21 protein-coding genes are annotated in these 16476 nt (G+C 65.0%); 16 read left to right on the top strand and 5 right to left on the bottom strand.

Features of this window, described 5'->3' with window-relative positions; all coding sequences use genetic code 11:
* Positions 1 to 48: 48 nt before the first annotated feature.
* The gene (locus tag ACIBQ6_RS40785) at positions 49 to 873 is read right to left on the bottom strand and encodes an IS5 family transposase (RefSeq protein ID WP_397218456.1); all 825 of its coding nucleotides are present in this window, start codon (positions 871 to 873) and stop codon (positions 49 to 51) included.
* Positions 874 to 981: 108 nt separating this feature from the next.
* Between ACIBQ6_RS40785 and ACIBQ6_RS40780 the strand changes: the two genes are divergently transcribed.
* From ACIBQ6_RS40780 to ACIBQ6_RS40770, 3 genes are all read left to right on the top strand, one after another.
* The gene (locus tag ACIBQ6_RS40780) at positions 982 to 1527 is read left to right on the top strand and encodes a hypothetical protein (RefSeq protein WP_397218455.1); all 546 of its coding nucleotides are present in this window, start codon (positions 982 to 984) and stop codon (positions 1525 to 1527) included.
* A gap of 725 nt (positions 1528 to 2252) precedes the next feature.
* Positions 2253 to 4451 carry a hypothetical protein gene (locus ACIBQ6_RS40775; RefSeq protein ID WP_397218454.1) on the top strand — a complete coding sequence of 733 codons (2199 nt, stop codon included), beginning with the start codon at positions 2253 to 2255 and terminating at the stop codon, positions 4449 to 4451.
* A 573-nt stretch (positions 4452 to 5024) separates the two neighbouring features.
* Positions 5025 to 5972 (top strand): restriction endonuclease, encoded by a 948-nt coding sequence (locus tag ACIBQ6_RS40770; RefSeq protein ID WP_397218453.1) that lies wholly within the window; start codon positions 5025 to 5027, stop codon positions 5970 to 5972.
* A gap of 188 nt (positions 5973 to 6160) precedes the next feature.
* On the opposite strand, the gene ACIBQ6_RS40765 is transcribed toward ACIBQ6_RS40770, so the two are convergent.
* Complete coding sequence (locus tag ACIBQ6_RS40765; RefSeq protein ID WP_397218452.1) at positions 6161 to 6892, bottom strand: XRE family transcriptional regulator; 732 nt, start codon at positions 6890 to 6892, stop codon at positions 6161 to 6163.
* Between the two features lie 269 nt (positions 6893 to 7161).
* Here ACIBQ6_RS40765 and ACIBQ6_RS40760 point away from each other — a divergent pair, with 269 nt between their 5' ends.
* From ACIBQ6_RS40760 to ACIBQ6_RS40750, 3 genes are all read left to right on the top strand, one after another.
* Positions 7162 to 7386 carry a hypothetical protein gene (locus ACIBQ6_RS40760; protein ID WP_397218451.1) on the top strand — a complete coding sequence of 75 codons (225 nt, stop codon included), beginning with the start codon at positions 7162 to 7164 and terminating at the stop codon, positions 7384 to 7386.
* Positions 7367 to 7849 carry a GntR family transcriptional regulator gene (locus ACIBQ6_RS40755; protein WP_397218449.1) on the top strand — a complete coding sequence of 161 codons (483 nt, stop codon included), beginning with the start codon at positions 7367 to 7369 and terminating at the stop codon, positions 7847 to 7849. The genes ACIBQ6_RS40760 and ACIBQ6_RS40755 overlap by 20 nt, the downstream gene beginning before the upstream one ends.
* Before the next feature lie 66 nt (positions 7850 to 7915).
* On the top strand, positions 7916 to 8482 hold the full coding sequence (locus ACIBQ6_RS40750; protein ID WP_397218448.1) for an HD domain-containing protein: 567 nt from the start codon (positions 7916 to 7918) through the stop codon (positions 8480 to 8482).
* Here ACIBQ6_RS40750 and ACIBQ6_RS40745 read toward each other — a convergent pair.
* Together ACIBQ6_RS40745 and ACIBQ6_RS40740 are read right to left on the bottom strand one after the other, a co-directional pair.
* Positions 8450 to 8926, bottom strand: coding sequence for an NUDIX hydrolase (locus tag ACIBQ6_RS40745; RefSeq protein WP_397218446.1), 477 nt, complete (start codon positions 8924 to 8926; stop codon positions 8450 to 8452). The genes ACIBQ6_RS40750 and ACIBQ6_RS40745 overlap by 33 nt on opposite strands.
* Before the next feature lie 2 nt (positions 8927 to 8928).
* Positions 8929 to 9669, bottom strand: coding sequence for a helix-turn-helix domain-containing protein (locus ACIBQ6_RS40740; protein WP_397218445.1), 741 nt, complete (start codon positions 9667 to 9669; stop codon positions 8929 to 8931).
* Positions 9670 to 9821: 152 nt separating this feature from the next.
* Between ACIBQ6_RS40740 and ACIBQ6_RS40735 the strand changes: the two genes are divergently transcribed.
* Positions 9822 to 10037 (top strand): hypothetical protein, encoded by a 216-nt coding sequence (locus tag ACIBQ6_RS40735; RefSeq protein ID WP_397218444.1) that lies wholly within the window; start codon positions 9822 to 9824, stop codon positions 10035 to 10037.
* On the top strand, positions 10034 to 10225 hold the full coding sequence (locus ACIBQ6_RS40730; protein WP_357970093.1) for a hypothetical protein: 192 nt from the start codon (positions 10034 to 10036) through the stop codon (positions 10223 to 10225). Before ACIBQ6_RS40735 ends, ACIBQ6_RS40730 begins: the two co-directional genes overlap by 4 nt.
* Here the strand turns inward: ACIBQ6_RS40730 and ACIBQ6_RS40725 are convergent.
* A complete protein-coding gene (locus ACIBQ6_RS40725; protein ID WP_397218443.1) occupies positions 10185 to 10550 on the bottom strand; it encodes a GntR family transcriptional regulator in 366 nt (121 codons plus the stop codon). The two genes, ACIBQ6_RS40730 and ACIBQ6_RS40725, sit on opposite strands and share 41 nt — an antisense overlap.
* 110 nt (positions 10551 to 10660) lie before the next feature.
* On the opposite strand from ACIBQ6_RS40725, the gene ACIBQ6_RS40720 reads away from it, so the two are divergent.
* From ACIBQ6_RS40720 to ACIBQ6_RS40685, 8 genes are all read left to right on the top strand, one after another.
* The gene (locus tag ACIBQ6_RS40720; protein WP_397218442.1) at positions 10661 to 10990 is read left to right on the top strand and encodes a hypothetical protein; all 330 of its coding nucleotides are present in this window, start codon (positions 10661 to 10663) and stop codon (positions 10988 to 10990) included.
* A complete protein-coding gene (locus ACIBQ6_RS40715; protein ID WP_397218441.1) occupies positions 10983 to 12302 on the top strand; it encodes an FtsK/SpoIIIE domain-containing protein in 1320 nt (439 codons plus the stop codon). The genes ACIBQ6_RS40720 and ACIBQ6_RS40715 overlap by 8 nt, the downstream gene beginning before the upstream one ends.
* An 18-nt stretch (positions 12303 to 12320) precedes the next feature.
* Positions 12321 to 12860 carry a DUF2637 domain-containing protein gene (locus ACIBQ6_RS40710; RefSeq protein WP_397218440.1) on the top strand — a complete coding sequence of 180 codons (540 nt, stop codon included), beginning with the start codon at positions 12321 to 12323 and terminating at the stop codon, positions 12858 to 12860.
* A gap of 15 nt (positions 12861 to 12875) precedes the next feature.
* Positions 12876 to 13217, top strand: coding sequence for a hypothetical protein (locus tag ACIBQ6_RS40705; protein ID WP_397218439.1), 342 nt, complete (start codon positions 12876 to 12878; stop codon positions 13215 to 13217).
* Between the two features lie 18 nt (positions 13218 to 13235).
* Positions 13236 to 13394, top strand: coding sequence for a hypothetical protein (locus tag ACIBQ6_RS40700; RefSeq protein WP_357706255.1), 159 nt, complete (start codon positions 13236 to 13238; stop codon positions 13392 to 13394).
* 253 nt (positions 13395 to 13647) lie between these two features.
* Positions 13648 to 14967: a replication initiator gene (locus ACIBQ6_RS40695; RefSeq protein ID WP_397218460.1), complete on the top strand. Its 1320-nt coding sequence runs from the start codon at positions 13648 to 13650 to the stop codon at positions 14965 to 14967.
* 23 nt (positions 14968 to 14990) lie between these two features.
* Positions 14991 to 15140 carry a helix-turn-helix transcriptional regulator gene (locus ACIBQ6_RS40690; protein WP_397192681.1) on the top strand — a complete coding sequence of 50 codons (150 nt, stop codon included), beginning with the start codon at positions 14991 to 14993 and terminating at the stop codon, positions 15138 to 15140.
* A 3-nt stretch (positions 15141 to 15143) separates the two neighbouring features.
* A complete protein-coding gene (locus ACIBQ6_RS40685) occupies positions 15144 to 16409 on the top strand; it encodes a tyrosine-type recombinase/integrase (protein WP_397218438.1) in 1266 nt (421 codons plus the stop codon).
* Positions 16410 to 16476: the final 67 nt, after the last annotated feature.

Here is a 16476-nt window from a genome sequence, read left to right as displayed (position 1 = left end):
GTTCCGCGACGGATCACCTCCAGGCACCTGAGATGGTGATCATCTCTGTCAGTCGCAGATGTAACGGGCCTGGCGTTGGGCGGGTCCGCCGCGAGTAAGGCGACGGGCGATTCCGGCGATGGCGGCCCAGCGGATGATCGCCGCGGACACCACGGGATCGCGTTCGTAGTCGCGAGCCAGACGGCGGCAGGCGGTCAGCCAGGCCAACGTCCGCTCGACCACCCACCTGCGTGAGATGACGTTGAACCCGCGCTGGAGAGCGGGCTTGCGCACGATCTCCAGGGTGGTGCGCAGCGTGTCGTGAGTCCAGTCCACCAGCCGTCCGGCAAAACCCTGGTCGGCGAAGACATACCGGATCGGCGTGGTCAGGTACGTCGACAGCAAGGTGGTCTTGGCGCCGTCCCGGTCTTGCCAGCTTGCAGCCATCACTGCGACCGTGACCAGCAGGCCGCTGGTGTCGGTGACGATGAACCGCTTGCGGCCGTTGATCTTCTTGTTCGCGTCGTAGCCGCGACTGTCGCGGCTGACCGTGTCGGCGCCTTTTACGCTTTGCGAGTCGATGATCCCGGCTGATGGCTCATCGGCGCGGCCGGCCTGCCGACGGGCCGACCTGTGCAATTCGGTCAGCAGCATCTCGGTGACGCCAGCTTCTTCCCACCGCTGGAAGTACCAGTACACGGTCTGCCATGGCGGCAGGTCGGTGGGCAGGTACCGCCATGGACAGCCGGAGCGCACCACGTACAGGATCGCGTTGACGATCTTCCTGCGAGGATGCTTCTCCGGGCGTCCGCCGGTGTTTGGCTCGGGCAGCAAGGGTTCGATCAGCTCCCACTGCGCGTCGGTCAGGTCCGAGGGGTAACAAGCAGGGGACATCCAGCCATCCTGGCAGCCCCAGCACCCGTCGACTCGCCGCCAAACCGAGCATGAATGATCTTCTCAAACACGCTCTAAGCTTACGGGCCGCACACATATTGGCCGAACTTGGCTGCTGTGAAATCGAGCCGGGGACTGAGCGAGGCGGAGTTCGACCGCATTGAGCGCGACTTCGGCTTCGGGTTCGCCGATGATCACAAGGCGTTCCTCGCAACCGGATTGCCGGTAAGGGAGGAACCGCTACCCGTGGCCACCTGGGAGCAGCCGTGGCCGGACTGGCGCACTGGCGATCCTGCCCGACTTCGTGAGCAGCTTGCCTGGCACATCGAGGGGACCCGGTTGGATGTCGAGCACAACGCCTTCTGGCATGACACGTGGGGCGCCCGACCCTATGACCTGCCAGCAGCGCTCACTGTGGCGCGCAGCCAGTTGACCCAAGCACCTACTCTCATCCCGATCTACGGACACCGGTATCTACCCGCCGGCCGCGGAACGCATGGGCATCCGGTGCTATCGATCTACCAGACCGACATCATCTTCTACGGCGCCGACCTGGCTGACTACATCACGATCGAGTTCAGCCGAACAGATCGGTCGATCGGCGAAGACTGGAAGCCACCGCCGGTGGTTCCCTTTTGGAGAGACCTCCTCTGAGGCTTCGGCAGGGCGGCGAGTGGCGGTCCGATGCTCGGAGCGCCTACTTGCAACGGGAGCCAGTCACGACACAGATTGTCCCCTGCCCTGTTCAAGGGTGTGGTGGTGTATGCGAGCGTGAGAAGCCGAGCAGCCCTGTTGCCGTATTTGGCTGCTGTGCGGTGCCCCCGGCGTGGCGCCTTGAGAACGACGTCAAAGACGGAGAGCACCATGCCTGTTCCTGAGCCGGTATGGGCAACTCGTCCTAAGTTGCTTGCTCGTCCCGGGGACGGTCCGTCTCACCGGATTTCCTCCTGATGTCTCGGTGCTCAGCCCGATCTACGACCAGCTTGGCGGCAGCCACGATCATGTTCATCGCGCCAACCGCACATGAGAGCCATTCGGGGATGTGCTCCACTTGATTGCCTTCCTGCTCGTGCCGATTAACAGGAGCAGTGCAGCTCGACAGGGTGGGGTTCGGCCACAGAGTGGAACGAAACCGAAGAATCATCTGCGGTTCCCCGGTGTAGGAGGAAGACTGAGCTAATGGTTCGCTGGTGTTCGACGAGCGCGGCGAATACTGCCATAGACGAGAGGACGATGGGATGGGCGCGGCATCTGATCCTGCGGCGATACACACTCCCACCGAGTTGGCTGCGGCATTGGACGCGCTGCGCGGGGAACGACGTCTCTCTTATCAGCGGCTTGACCGAGCGGCGAGACCGGACCACCTACCTGCCAGCACATTGAGCAACCTGCTCAGGCGAGGGCGCTGTACGGAGGAGACGCTGTCGGTCTTTCTGCGAGCCTGCGGCATCACTGGAACAGAGCAGGCCGAATGGCGGGCAGCCCGGGAGCGTGCTTTGACCGACCGTCCACCCCAATTGGGCATGATGCGGGTTGCTCAGACACTGCCTCGGCGATTAGGCGTACACGCGGCCATCGACATCTCAGGGGCCAATGACGACCTCCCGGCCTATGTGCCCAGGGACACGGATACCGCGCCAGGTGGTATCCGTGCTCTGCTGCAGACGGCGGTGGCGCGTGGCGGTCTTGTCCTACTTGTGGGCGGCTCATCGGTGGGCAAGACCCGATGTGCCTTCGAGGCGATTCAAGCACTTATGCCCCAGTGGTGGTTGCTGCACCCAGCCAGCGCGGCCGGAATCCGTACTCTGGCTACAGAACCTGTCGCCAGGACCGTGGTGTGGCTTGACGAGCTTCAGCGTTACCTAGGTGGGGCTGATGGGCTCTCGGCGGAAACCGTGAGAGCCCTACTGCACAATGGTGCGGTCATCGTCGCGACCCTGTGGCCCGAAATCTACAGCACTTACACCGCTCCGCCGGCCGACGACGCCATCGACCCTCATGGGCGGGAGCGGGAGTTGCTGAAACTTGCTGATGTCGTCCACATCAGCAGCAATTTCAGCGAGACTGAACGTGAGAGAGCTGGTCGACTCGCTGATGCTGATCCACGCGTCCGTCTTGCCCTTCAATCGAGCGACTACGGGTTCACCCAAACCATGGCCGCAGCCCCACAACTCGTCGCGCGGTGGCTCAACGCCAATCCCTACGAGCACGCGATACTCTCGGCAGCCGTCGACGCTTTTCGTCTGGGCGTCCATGGCCCAATGCACCCGGAATTCCTCCGAACCACGGCTCCCGCATACTGTGACGCACGATCTCGAGGCGCGGCTCCACCCGACTGGTTCGCTTCCGCCTTGGCAGGCACCACCGCCCTCTTGCATGGTGCGACCTCGTGTTTGGCGCCAGTTGCCCAGAGCATGGGTGAGGTCACCGGTTACGTTCTTGCGGACTACCTGAAGCAGCGCATCTTCGAGGAACGTCGCTCTACGTCTGTTCCAGCCGAGGTCTGGCACGCGCTGGCCATATTCTTGACGGAGCCAGATGATCTGGCTCGAGCGGGCGACGGTGCCCGGAAGCGCATGATGTATGGCATCGCGGAACGCCTGTATCGCCGAGCAATGGATGCGGGCGTTTTCCATGCTGGACTGCGCTTGTCTGAACTCCTAATCGCGCAGGGTCGCGCTGAAGAGGGCTTGGACATCGTACGCGGCATGGCCACATCTGGAGATATCGATAGCATGCTGCAACTGGCCCGTATGCTGGAAAAAGCCGGCCAGGTGGGCGAGGCCGCCGCAGTCCTGAGAGCGGTCGCAGATCAGGGTGAGAACATAGCCGCGCTCAGGCTGATAGTTCTGCTGTCGCAGCATGAGAGGTGGGAAGAGGCGGGAGCGGAACTGGCCAGCCGTGCTGCGAAACGGGCCTGGCCTGAAGCGTCAGATCTCGCCGAGATGATCGTCCAGTTGAACGATATGCCGGAAACTCCGCTCCAAGTGGAGATTGGCGACTGGCACGCGACTCCGCGATTGGCAGAACTACTGGTTGAGCAGGGTCGCATCGATGAGGGCCTGGACTTGCTGCGCGCCCGGGATGCAATCGGCGATCTGACAGCCGCGGCCCGACTGACCGAACTACAGGCCCAGTATCGGCCGGACGATTTGAGACTGGTGGCAGAGACCGGCTATTCCTGGGCGGCTTCCCGATGGGCTCAACTCCTACTGGAACAAGGGCGCATAGACGAGCTGAGGGCGCTCGCGAGCTCAGGCGACGAATACGCCCAGGGGTGTCTGTGTGACTTTCTGATAAATGCAGGGCGAATCGATGAGCTCCGCATGCTGGCTGGTCGAGGAAATGCGCCTGCGGCTATGAAGTTGGCGACTTGGCTGGAGTGGCAGGGGAATCTTGAGGAGGCTGCCACCGTGCTTTTCACTCGACTAAAGGCCGGTGATGCCCCCCATGTTTTCATCGCCGACACTATGGCTCATCACTGGGTTGATCTACTGGAAGCTCTGGGAAAGACGGAACTCGCCGAGCATCTGAGACGGTCCGGAATTAGCCTGGAAGACAGGAACCAAAGTTCATAAGACTTGCGCATGGAGCTGGGTAGCAGTCCGCAAGGTCATCGGTCTTGGCCCCGCCGGGGTCTTGGTCCCACTGGCAACGACGGCTCCGTCAGGGTCGGCGGTTGTCCGGGGCTCGGTGCTGCACGTCAATTTTTAGGCGTGTGCAGTTGAGTTGCCTTCCAGTGGTACGTGGCATGGGAGGAATTGCACCATAAGCACCTGAATGTCTGATGAGTTACGGAGAAGCACTGCTAAGGGTACTCGTGGTGGCCACGTTGCCGTCCGCCATGTCATCGCACTCACGCCACCTCAGCCGTGGTCAGCCGATGGCAAGGCCCGACGAAGGAGGGTCGCGGCAGCCGACCGCCCCAGCCGTGCACGGTAAGCACCGAAGTCGGCGATCGTCACGGCCTTGAGCACCGTCTGATCTTTGCCCCTTGCTGGGCCTAGGAGTCTTGTCACCAACCCGCCAGACGAGCTGTCCGAGGACGCCTTGCCAGGCTTCAACAAGGGCAAGTAGCAAGCGGCGAAGTGCTCCTCATGACTATGCTGCGGCTATCGCCAAACGCGGCAGAGGCACTCTAAGGTGTATGTGTGACCTTACTTGAAGAGCTCCTTGCTCTGAACGGCCTCCTCGCAGGCACTATATCCAAGCAAGAACGAGGACGACGTTTCGAGCGGTGGCTATACAAGCTTTTTGATATGGCGGGAATGCAATCACGTACGGCGTACCGCCCTAAAGGCGAAGAGATTGATGGTTCACTCTTTCACCTTGGCCATAGGTTCTTACTGGAGGCCAAGTGGTGGACGGACTCCGTGCCCGCTTCGTCAATTTATCAATTTAAGGGCAAGGTAGACGGTAAGCTCGTGGGCACCATTGGTTTGTTCATTTCCATGTCGGACTATAGCCCCGATGCTGTAGATGCAGTCCGTGTCGGCAAGACATTGAATGTCATTCTCTTTGATAGGCGGGACATCGAAGCGGCATCCCGAGATGGTTTCGATGCAGTGCTCGAATTTAAGCTTAGAGCAGCTGTCGAAGAAGGAGAAATTTTCGCACCTTACCTACAAGAGTCAGCGAGGGATGTGCCTCGGGAACTCATAGTGCTTGTCGAGGGACCTAAAGACGTGGCGATCGTTGAGGCATTCGCAGAACGCTTCAGGGAGTACAATCCAGATGCCCCACCATACGTGGCGCTTCCATCAATGGGTTTAGGTGGAATTGCGCGTGTCGCTGCGGTTATCGCGAGCCGCACCGAAGGGCGAATCGTAATTGTCGTTGACAGCGACCGCGGTCAACGAGATACGAGCGATTACGTCACTAGCCAACTCGGCGATGTTGATGCCGACCTCTTCATAGTAAAGCCAGGGGTCGAGGCATGGATGGGTGTGCAATCGGTGCACGAGTTTAGGAATCACAATACTCGTAGCATCAGGCGCTTGATTCAGCAGATTGATATGGCAGCTCTTGCTCGCACAGATCCTGGGTTTCGGCGTTTCGCAGCTCTTTTTGGCGTCGAATTCTTGGGGCATACCTCATAGGTGGGAAGGCGTAGTGAAACAGCGCAACTTTTGCGCGGACTCTTGCTCTCCCTGCGTGGGTGGTGCTGGCCGCGACCGGCCGGAGAGCCGCAGCGCGGCCAGCGACCACCCAACGCGCGTGACGCCGCAGGCGGCATGCGCCTTGATGACGTGCAGAGAAGTTGCTTTCAGGACTGTCCGGTGTCTGGTCAGTTCTCGTTGTCGTGAGGCACAGCGGTGGCCCAGATACGTACAAAGCTGGTGAGGTAGACCGCGGCTGTGCCCTGCTCCTTCTTGTGGTGGAGGTGCATGACGGGGGCTTCGGCGGCTGGGGTGGCGTAGGCGTGGAGGTTGACCAGGAGTTCGTTGTCTGCGCGGAAGATGGAGTTGTAGAGGACGGTTCGGTGGAGTCGGATCTCCACGTTGGGGTCGTGTAGCCGGCGGTAGAGGGTCAGGGCGTTCTTGATGCGAGCGGCCATGACTTCGGGGCCGATGCCCTCGTCGGTGCCGCGTCTGGCGACCTGGGCGCTGTCGGGGTCGCCGAGGAGAATTCGGATCGTGACGCCTGCTCGGGCGCGAGCGGTGAGGATGTCGAGGATCTGGCCGTCTTCCGGAAGGAAGAGGCCGCTGTAGGTGAGGATGTCGATTTCCTCGGTTGCACCTTGGAAGAGGGCGTGCCAGACGCTCTTGGGGACGGTCCAGCGGTGGGGGTAGACGGCTCGTACGTCGCCGGCGAGGGCGAGGTGTTGTTGGGCTACCTGCGGCCAGAGGTCGGCTTCGTGGACCTGGAGGAGGTCGGCGATGGCCCAGCGGTGGCGTGGGTAGGGGATGCGGCCCTGGAGCCAGCGGTGGACGGTCTTGGGATCCACGGTGAGGGCTGCCGCGACGTCGGTCGGGGTGATGCGGGCTGCGAGCATCGCGTTGCGCAAGTGGTCGTTCATGGGGGCCGCCGCTCCTGTGAGGGAACCGTCGTTGCCTGCGACGTTAACATGAGACGTCCCTAGACGTCCCCTAGTTGTGGTGTAGAGGTTCCGGGTGCCTGGCCGATGCTCGTGGGGCCGGAAGAGCCACCGAAGGGACGGAACACATGCAAAGCGGCCGAGCACAGAGCCTCGCTTATCAGCAGCGTCTGCTGACGGAGCTAGGGAACGGGCTACGACCTCGGGGGATCGCGGCCGTCTTGATGGCGGCTGAGGATGGGCGTCCTGAGTTGAGCGTCCAGGATCGTCGCTCTCGGATCCGGAAGGTCTACGTCAACGTTCCGTTCTACTGGTTCTATTGGGGTGATCAGCCCGACGAGCGGACCAGTTGCCTCAATCTGGAGGCCGCCATCGACCGGGTTGAGCAGGTCGCCCGGAACGGCTGGCGTGCGGGTGAGCAGGCCGAGCTGCGCATCGATCTAGGCATGATCTCTGATGCGTATCGGCGTGCCTGACGGCATGGCTGTGGACGAATCTCCGTGGCTGACGGGCGGTGCTGTCTACACCCAGATCGCGGAGCGGCTTCGGGCGCGGGTCCTTGCCGGCCGGTATCCGGCGGGCGGTTCGCTGCCGTCCGAGGCTGAGTTGTGCGCGGAGTTCCGAGTGGCCAGGAACACCCTCAGGCGCGGCCTCGCCATCTTGGAGCAGGAGGGGGTCGTTGTCACGGTTCCCTCCAAAGGCCGCGTGGTGCCGGGGCCGCGGGCGGACACCGCGTACCGATATCAGGTGATCGCCTCTGAGCTGCGCGACCAGATCGAGAGCGGCGCCCTCTCTGCGGGAGCTGTGTTGCCGAGCGAGAAGGAGCTGCGGCAGCGGTACGAGGCTTCGCGGGACACGGTGCGGCGGGCGCTCGACCTTCTGGAGCGTGAAGGGTTGGTTGTGGTCGAGCATGGGCGGGGCCGGTTCGCTCGAGGATGAGACGTCCTGGGACGTCCGCATCTGGCCCTAGATCAGCCCATATGCGGTCTGCCTAAGGTGAACAGCGTGGAGCATGTCGATTGGGCCTATGGCCTGGCCAAAGAGCTGCTGGAGACGACCTTGCCTCGCCGCTGGGCGCATACCCAGGGAGTGGCTGAGCGAGCCTCTTCCCTGACGCCGCTTCTCAGGGAAGAGGCCGACACCTTGATCGCTGCTGCGCTTCTGCATGACATCGGGTACGCCCCCGACTTGGTCGACACGGGCATGCATCAGCTCGACGGCGCTCGCTACCTGCGCGACGTCGCCAGTGCGGATCGGCGGCTGTGCCGCCTGGTGGCCTACCACTCGTGCGCGGACAACGAGGCCCGGCAGCGTGACCTGTTCGATGTGTTGGCCAAGGAGTTCGACCAGGAAGCGCCGGATTTGGCCAGGGCGCTCACCTACTGCGATATGACGACCAGTCCGGACGGCCGGCATGTGGACGTTACCGACCGGCTGGCCGAGATCCATTCTCGGTACGGACCTGAGCATGTGGTCAGCCGGTCGATCACGGACGCCACCCCGTGCATCGTGTCCTCGGTGCGGTCAGTGGAGGCTGCGCTATCCGATGTGCGGCAGGCCGACGTCGGCTAGGTAGTGCTCGATCCGCATGCGCATCGACCGGTCCATCGGCAGTGACGTGATCTCATTTCGGGGCACCCAGCGGACCTCTCGGGACTCCTCGCTCGGAGTCGGCTCGCCCCCGATCGCGCGGCCGGTCAGGACGATGGAGAACTCCTGTCGGGCCTCACCGTTCGAGGTGTAGAGGATCACGTGCCGGGGGTCGCTGTAGGTGCCGACCAGGCCGGTGATCTCGCAGGTGATGCCGGTCTCCTCGTACGTCTCGCGGATGGCTGCCGCGGGGATGGACTCGCCGAGGTCGATCGCGCCCCCGGGTACGGCCCAGTTGTCGTTGTCACTGCGGCGGATCATCAGGACGTCCCCGGCCGTGTTGGTGACGATGACGTTGACGGACGGAACGAGGCTGTTCGGCTCGGGCGCGTCGGGGTCGTCGTAGAAGTCGATCCGCTTGGCCATGGTCAGGACTCCACCGGGCTGGCTTGTGCCCATACCTTCTCGAAGCTGTCGGCGTAGGTGGTCACCATCTCGCCGCCGGCCACCCTCCGCAGATGCAGTACAGGTGCGTTCCCTGCGCGGGTGCCGTACACATGCATGTTGACCAGGTAGTCGCCGTCAGCCTGGTAGATCGAGTTGTACAGGATCGTCTGATGGAGGCGGAGCTCGAAGTTCTCCAGGGGCAGGAGCGGCCGGTAGAAGATCAGCGCGCTACGGATCTGCGCGGCCATGCTGTCGCCGACGCCCTCGTCCTCTCCCCGCTGAGCGACTTCGGCGCAGCCGGGGTCACCCAGCAGGACACGGACCCGCACGCCCGCCCGCGCCTTCTCCCCCAGCAGGCGGACCATTGCGGCGTCGTCGGCGAGGAAAAGCCCGCTGTAGACCAGGACGCCGATGTCCTGGGAGGCGGCGGTGAACAGACGTCCCCACGCGTCCCGCGGTACGGCCCAGCGGTGCGGATAGATCGCCAGGACCTCGCTCTCGGACGCGGCGACCACCTGCTCGCGCGACAGAGCCTGCGGCCACAGGTACGTCTCGTCCACACCGAGGTAGGAAGCCGTGGCAAACCGGTGCTTACGGTACGGCTCTCGCCCCTTGGTGATCCACCGCTCGACGGTCTTGGGATCGACCTCGATCGCCTCAGCCAGGTCCGCGACGCTCACGCCCTTCTGCAACAGCGCAGCGCGTAGCCGTTCGTTCGCCATCTCACCTGCTCCCAAGGACGTCCGGGGACCTGGACATCGTAGGCCGGACGTCTTGAACATGTCCCGTCGTGTAGTGATCTCGTCCTGACTCTGCGTCGCATCCTCGGTTGCACAACGCCACAACGGCAGCGACCGAAGGAGGAGATGCACCCATGAACAGCGAGATCACCATCCCCGCCGAGACGCCCTCGTGCGACTGCGGCAACGCCCTGACCGAGGGGCAGACCCAGTGCTCCAAGTGCCTTGCGCGGAGCCGGTGGGCGCGTAAGGAGCGGGCCCGGAACCGGCGCAACCGGCGACGGACGGAGACCATGCGTCCCCCGCGCGGCCCCCGCGGCGCGTTCGCGATGGGGGTGAGCTGGACGTGAGCTGGCTCCCGCTGATCATCGCCGCCCTGTTGAGCACGACCCTGCTCGTCGGCTACGTCATGGTCCTGGTCGGCATCCGCCGCCAGGACAAGGCCCTGAGCTTGCGCCGGCACCCCGGCGGGGCCTCGGCCTCGCTGGCCCGGAAGGTCACCGGCTGTTACGTCCGGGACGGCGTGACGTGGACGTAGCCAACTGCTCCTCGACCTTCGCGAGGCGTACCGACAAGTCCCGTACGGCGGCGCGCAGCTCGGCCACGTCGGCCTGCTCGTCGCCGGCGGGGCGCTCCTCGGCATCCCGGACGAACACGCCCTTGCCCTGCTGGCCGATCACCAGGCCCTCGTTGCGCAGGATGCCGACGGCCATCTTCACCACGCTCAGCGAGGCGTCGTACTGCTCGGCGAGTTGCGCGGTGGACGGCAACGGGGTTCCGGGCGCTAGAGAGCCGCCGTTGATCTGCGCGCGGAGATCGTCGGCGATCTGGAGGTAGCCGGGGCGCCCGGTGTTCTTGACCATCGTCGTCCATCACACCACGAAACATCGACCAAGCCAACCGAGAGGACGTTGACAACCAAGCCGACTAGGTTAACTATGTTGGATGAACGAGAAAGAGGAGGTCACAGCCCATGCGTTCCATCCCGATTCCTGTGGATGTCGGCAAGCTCGCCATCACCTGCGTCAAGGCACCGCGTCCACGGGTGCTCAACAGGGACACCGGTGAGATCAAGACCGACAAGAACGGCAACACCGTCTACGAGGTCACCGTCTCCGTCGAGGACGAGTTCGGCCGGATCGAACTCGTCAAGATCGGCATCACCGGCGAACCGCCCATCAGTGTCGGCGACCAGGTCAACGCCGTCGGCCTGCTCGGCTACGTCTGGGAGATCGCCGGCCGATGGGGCATCGCCTACCGCGCTTCGGCGCTGCTCCCCGCCGGGGAGGCCGCCAATGCCTGACGCGCCGTACCTGCTCGCAGCCCTGGCCGCCGTCGCGGCCGGGCTGTGGGCCTGGCGCCGCTTCCACTACCCGTCCTTCTGGCTCGTGCTCGGCTTCCCGCTCGTCGGTCTGTCGGTACGGGCCTCGTGGCGGCGGGTCGCCCTCGGCTGCGGGCTGACCAAGAAGCGGCAGCGCTTCTGGTTCACCACCGTCCCCGGCCTGGTCGCCTCGACGGGCATCGTCCGCGTCCGGCGCAGGTGGCAGCGCATCGCCGTGGACACCAAGCCATTCATGTGGCTGCCGCTGCCGACCCGGCACGGTTGGCGCGTCACCCTCCACACCTTGGAAGGCCAGACACCCGGCGACTACGCCGACGCCGCCGAACGCCTCGCGCACTCCTGGGGCGTCCACGCCGTCCGCGTCTCCTCACCCGGTCCTGGTCGCGTCGTCCTGATGGCCACCGTGCGCGATCCGCTGGTCAAGGTCGACGAACTCCCGCCCTCGCCGGAACTGCTCAAGGTCACCGTGGGACGGCTGGAGACCGGCAAGCCCTGGACCATCGACTTCCGCACCGTGCCGCACTGGCTGAACGCGGGCGCGACGCAGTCCGGGAAGTCGAATCTCGCCAACGCCCTGATTGTCGGGCTGGCTCCGCAACCCGTGGCCCTGGTCGGCTTCGACCTCAAAGGCGGAGTGGAGTTCACGCCCTACATGCCACGCCTGTCCGCGCTCGCCACCTCGCGCGCCGAGTCGGGCGGGCTGCTGGATGACCTGGTCGGCCTGATGGTCGATCGCATGGGACTGTGCCGCCAGGCCGGCGCCCGCAACATCTGGCAGCTCCCGCCCGGCGTGCGGCCGGTCCCGGTCGTGGCCCTGGTCGACGAGCTGGCCGAGCTTTACCTGATGGCCGACAAGTCCGAGAAGGATGAGATCGCCAAGACCTCGACGGCCCTGCTGCGAGTCGCCCAGCTCGGGCGGGCGTTCGGTATCTACCTGTTCTGCTGCGGTCAGCGCATCGGCTCCGACCTCGGGCCTGGCGTCACTGCTCTTCGTGCCCAGTGCTCCGGACGGATCTGTCACCGCGTCAACGATCCCGAGACCGCCACCATGACGCTCGGCGATCTCGACCCGGCGGCCCTTGCCTCAGCTCGTGCCATCCCCGCCGAAACGCCGGGCGTCGCCATCGTCGCCGGTCAGGACGGCCAGTGGTACCGCGCCCGCTCCTACTACGTCACCGAGCAGACCGCCGAACAGGCCGCTCGTGCTCACGCCCACCTCACTCCTGCCTGGGATGAGATCACCGCTCACCTGTCCGAATCCATCAACGCCTGAACCATGAAGGGAGGAACGATGCGACGCTTCGCCTGCTGGCTGCTCGACACCGGCCCTGTTCTCGTCCTGGCCGCCATCGCGGGTGCCGGATCGTTCACCCACATCCGCGACACCGCTATCGAGCACGGACAGTCCGGCTGGATGTCCTGGGCGGTCGCCGTCTGCATCGACCTGACCTGCGTCATGGCCGCCAACCTCGCCCAAGCCGACCCGACCGCCTGGGGCTGGATCACCGCCGCGACCCCGGCCGCCGCCTTCCTCATCGCCGTCTCGATGCTGGAACGCCGCGCCACCCGCCCGGAACCGTCCACTGCCGTGGCGTCCTCGCCCGTCCTGGCTTCGTCCTCGGCTCCGGAACTCGTCCCGTCCCATGCGCAGGACGAGGACGACGAGCGGGACAGCGACCTCGCGCCCGCCCTGATCGACTACGCCCGCCGTGTGGCCGACGAACACCACACCCGGCACGGCAAGCCCATCACCCGAGACGCCCTACGCGCCCACCTGGGCGTGTCCAACCAACTCGCCTCCGATCTGCTGCGCACCCTGCGCACCGCCTGAAAGGAGAACCGACCCATGACAAACGACCGCCGCATCGCCCTCATCAACGGCCTGCTCGACCTGGCCGCCTTCCTGGAAGCCCATCCCGACGTACCCGTCTCCTCCAGCGTCACCGTCCACCACTTCACCGACCAGGCCAGCGACGCCGACCAGCGCGCCGAGATCGACCAGATCGCCACCCTCGTCGGCTCGCAGATCGACTACGAGGACTCCCCGTACGGCCACTACGCCACCTCGCGCCTGTTCGGCCCGGTGGAGTACCGCGCCGTCGCCATCCTGGCCGCCGCCCGCGCCCGCCACGCCGCCGAAGCCAGCTACCGCGGCTGCATCCAACCCGACCCCACACCCGCCACCTGACCAGAAAGGGACCCGACCATGCGCATCCGCATCGACGGCACCCGAGCCGAGATCGTCGACGCCCTGTTCCGCCTACGCCTGCACTTCACCGTCATCGGCGTCTCACGCGTCTACCCCGACCGCACCCGCCCGCATCACTGGCGCATCTACCTCACCACCGCCCGCGACAGGAAGTGACCAGATGGACGAGCTGATCCACTACCGCTGCTGCACCTGCAACGGCACCGGAATCGACTCCGACGACGCCCGCTGCCTCGACTGCGACGGCACCGGCATCGACAACCACGGCGCATAAACGCGCAGCGCCCCCGGCCTGGCCGCACATCCGCCAAGACGACTGCCAGGTCGAGGGCCATCCCTTCACCCGAACGAGCGAAAGGAGGTCTCCATCTTGCCCACAACCCACGCCACCGCGCACGCCAAAGCAGGCATGATCGCCCGACTCAACCACCCCGACTACGACCGCTGGGCCACCCAGATCCGCGCCACGGGCGGCTGCCTCCAGCCCATCCACCTACGCGGCAAGGTCGACCACTACGACCGCGCCACCGGCCAACTCCTGCACCGCTACACCACCCGCACCGAACCCGACGGCATCCTGCGCGTCCCGTGCAAGACCCGCCGCGCCTCCCGCTGCCCGTCCTGCGCCGAGACCTACCGCGCCGACACCTACCACCTCATCCGCGCCGGACTCGTCGGCGGCAAAGGCGTCCCTGAGACCGTCACCACCCGCCCAACCCTGTTCATCACCCTGACCGCCCCGTCTTTCGGCCCGGTCCACACCCGCCACGAACACAACGGCAAAGCCCAGCCCTGCCACGCCCGCCGCAACGCCACCACCTGCCCACACGGCCAAGTCATGTCCTGCACCCAACGCCACAGCAAGGACGACCCACGCCTGGGCGAACCGCTATGCACCGATTGCTACGACTACACCGGCTCCGTCCTGTTCAACTCCCTGGCCCCGCTGCTGTGGAAGCGCTTCGCCGACTCCGTACGCCGCCACCTCGCCAAACTCGGCGGTCTCCTGCTCAAGGACCTCCGCCACCACCTCACCCTCTCCTTCGCCAAGGTCGCCGAATACCAGCGCCGCGGCGTCGTCCACTTCCACGCCGTCATCCGCCTCGACGGCCCCGGCGGGCCCGCCACACCGCCACCTACCTGGGCCACCGCCGACGTCCTGACCCAGGCCATCCAGCACGCCGCCAAAGCCGTCACCGCCAAGGCTCCCGCCTACGCCGACCAGCCCCGACGAGTCCTGCGCTGGGGCACCCAACTCGACATCCGCCCCATCACCCTGAACGGCGACCTCACCGACCAAGCCGTCGCCGGCTACATCGCCAAGTACGCCACCAAAGCCGCCGAATGCGTCGGCACCCTCGACCGCCGCATCAACCCCCTCGACGACCTGACCCCGTACAACCTCCGCGACCACGCCCGCCGCCTCATCACCACCTGCATGAAACTCGGCGCGGAACCAGCCCTCGCCGAACTCCGCCTCGCCGACTGGGCCCACATGCTCGGCTTCCGCGGCCACTTCTCCACCCGCTCCCGCCGCTACTCCACCACCCTCGGCGACATCCGAGCCGACCGCGAACACCACGCCCGAGAAAGCGAGATCACCACCGGCCGCCTCCCGCTCTTCGCCGAAGACGCAGTCCTCGTGATCAGCGAATGGGAGTACGCAGGCAAGGGCCACTCCCTAGGCGATCAACTCCTCGCCGCCGCCATCACCGGAGGGTGCATATGAGCACTCTCACCAAGCTCTGGACTGTGCAGGACGTAGCCACCTTCCTCGGCGTTCCGATCGCCACGCTCTACCAATGGCGACACCACCGCACAGGCCCCAGAGGCCACAGGATCGGCCGCCATCTGCGCTACGTGCCCGAGGACGTCATGTCCTGGGTCCAGGACCAGGAGTAGCCCGTGGCCTTCGTCAAGGACCTGTGGACCAAGACAGTGCGCGACCAGGACGGCAAACCCCGGAAGGTCAGGACCACCCGGTACGGCAAGGGCAAGCGCTGGCTCGCCGTCTGGGTGGACCCCGAAGGCAAGGAGTGCTCGACCGCCTATGACCGCAAGGCCGACGCCGAGCGCAAGATCGCGACCATGGGCGCCGACATCGCCCGCGGCGACTACATCGACCCGAACGCCGGCAAGGTGCTCTTCGGCGATATCGCCGAACGCTGGCTTGCCTCCCGCATCGTGGACCCCTCGACCAAGATCCGGTACGAGTACATCCACCGCCTCCACGTCGCACCGACGTACGCCAAACGCCAGGTGAAGAGCATCAAGCCATCCCAGATCCAGTCGTGGATCAGTGACCTGAGCAGCCGCTTCGAGACCTCGACCGTACAGACGGCCTTCCTGGTCCTCCAGGGCATCCTTGACCTTGCCGTCGCGGACGAGGCCATCAAACGAAGTCCCGCCAAGTCCCCCATCGTCCAGGTGCCAAAGCGCGTGTCCGAAGAGATAAGGGCTTGGTCGGACGAACGGGTCCACGCCCTGATCGACGCTCACCCCGCTCTCTTCCGCCTACTGCCGATGCTCGGCGCTGCATGCGGACTGCGGCAGGGTGAGCTGTTCGGCCTGGCCCTCGAAGACGTCGACTTCGAGGAGCGTCTTCTCCGCGTACGACGACAAATCAAGAAGCTAGGAACGGACCACGTCTTCGCCCTGCCCAAGAACGACCGTGAGAGGGTCGTACCGCTGCCTGAGTGGGCCGCTGAAGCCATCAAGCGGCACGTCTCGACTCATCCCCCGCTGACCTGCTCCCTGCCCTGGGAGAAGGCAGACGGCAAGGTTCGTACACACAACCTGTTGTTCCGCTGGACGGACGACCGCTTCATCAAGGCCAGAAGCTACAGCGAAACGATCTGGAAGCCCGCTCTGGTCCAAGCAGGCGTGATCCCTGCACCGGACAAGGACGGACGCCAGCGGAGCCGGTACGCCACCTCTCGTAAAGAAGGGCTGCACCAACTCCGGCACTACTACGCGAGCGTCATGCTGACCGGCGGCGTCTCGGTCAAGGAGCTCGCCGAGTACCTCGGCCACGCCGACCCCGGCTTCACCCTCCGCGTGTACGCACACATGATGCCCGGCTCTCATGACCGCGCTCGCAAAGCCATTGATGGCCGACTATTTCGGCCTCGGACTTTGGGGATGTCGCAGCACTCCAATCGTCGAGCTTGAACACAACCATGCAGGCCCCGGTCTCTACTCTCAACCGGGGCCGTTCTGTTCCGGCTCGGGAAGGCTG

The sequence above is a fragment of the Nonomuraea sp. NPDC049655 genome (assembly GCF_044465465.1).
Classification (GTDB): Bacteria; Actinomycetota; Actinomycetes; order Streptosporangiales; family Streptosporangiaceae; genus Nonomuraea.
The sequence above is the reverse complement of the archived record's forward strand: the minus strand, read 5'-3'. Positions and strand labels throughout refer to the sequence as shown.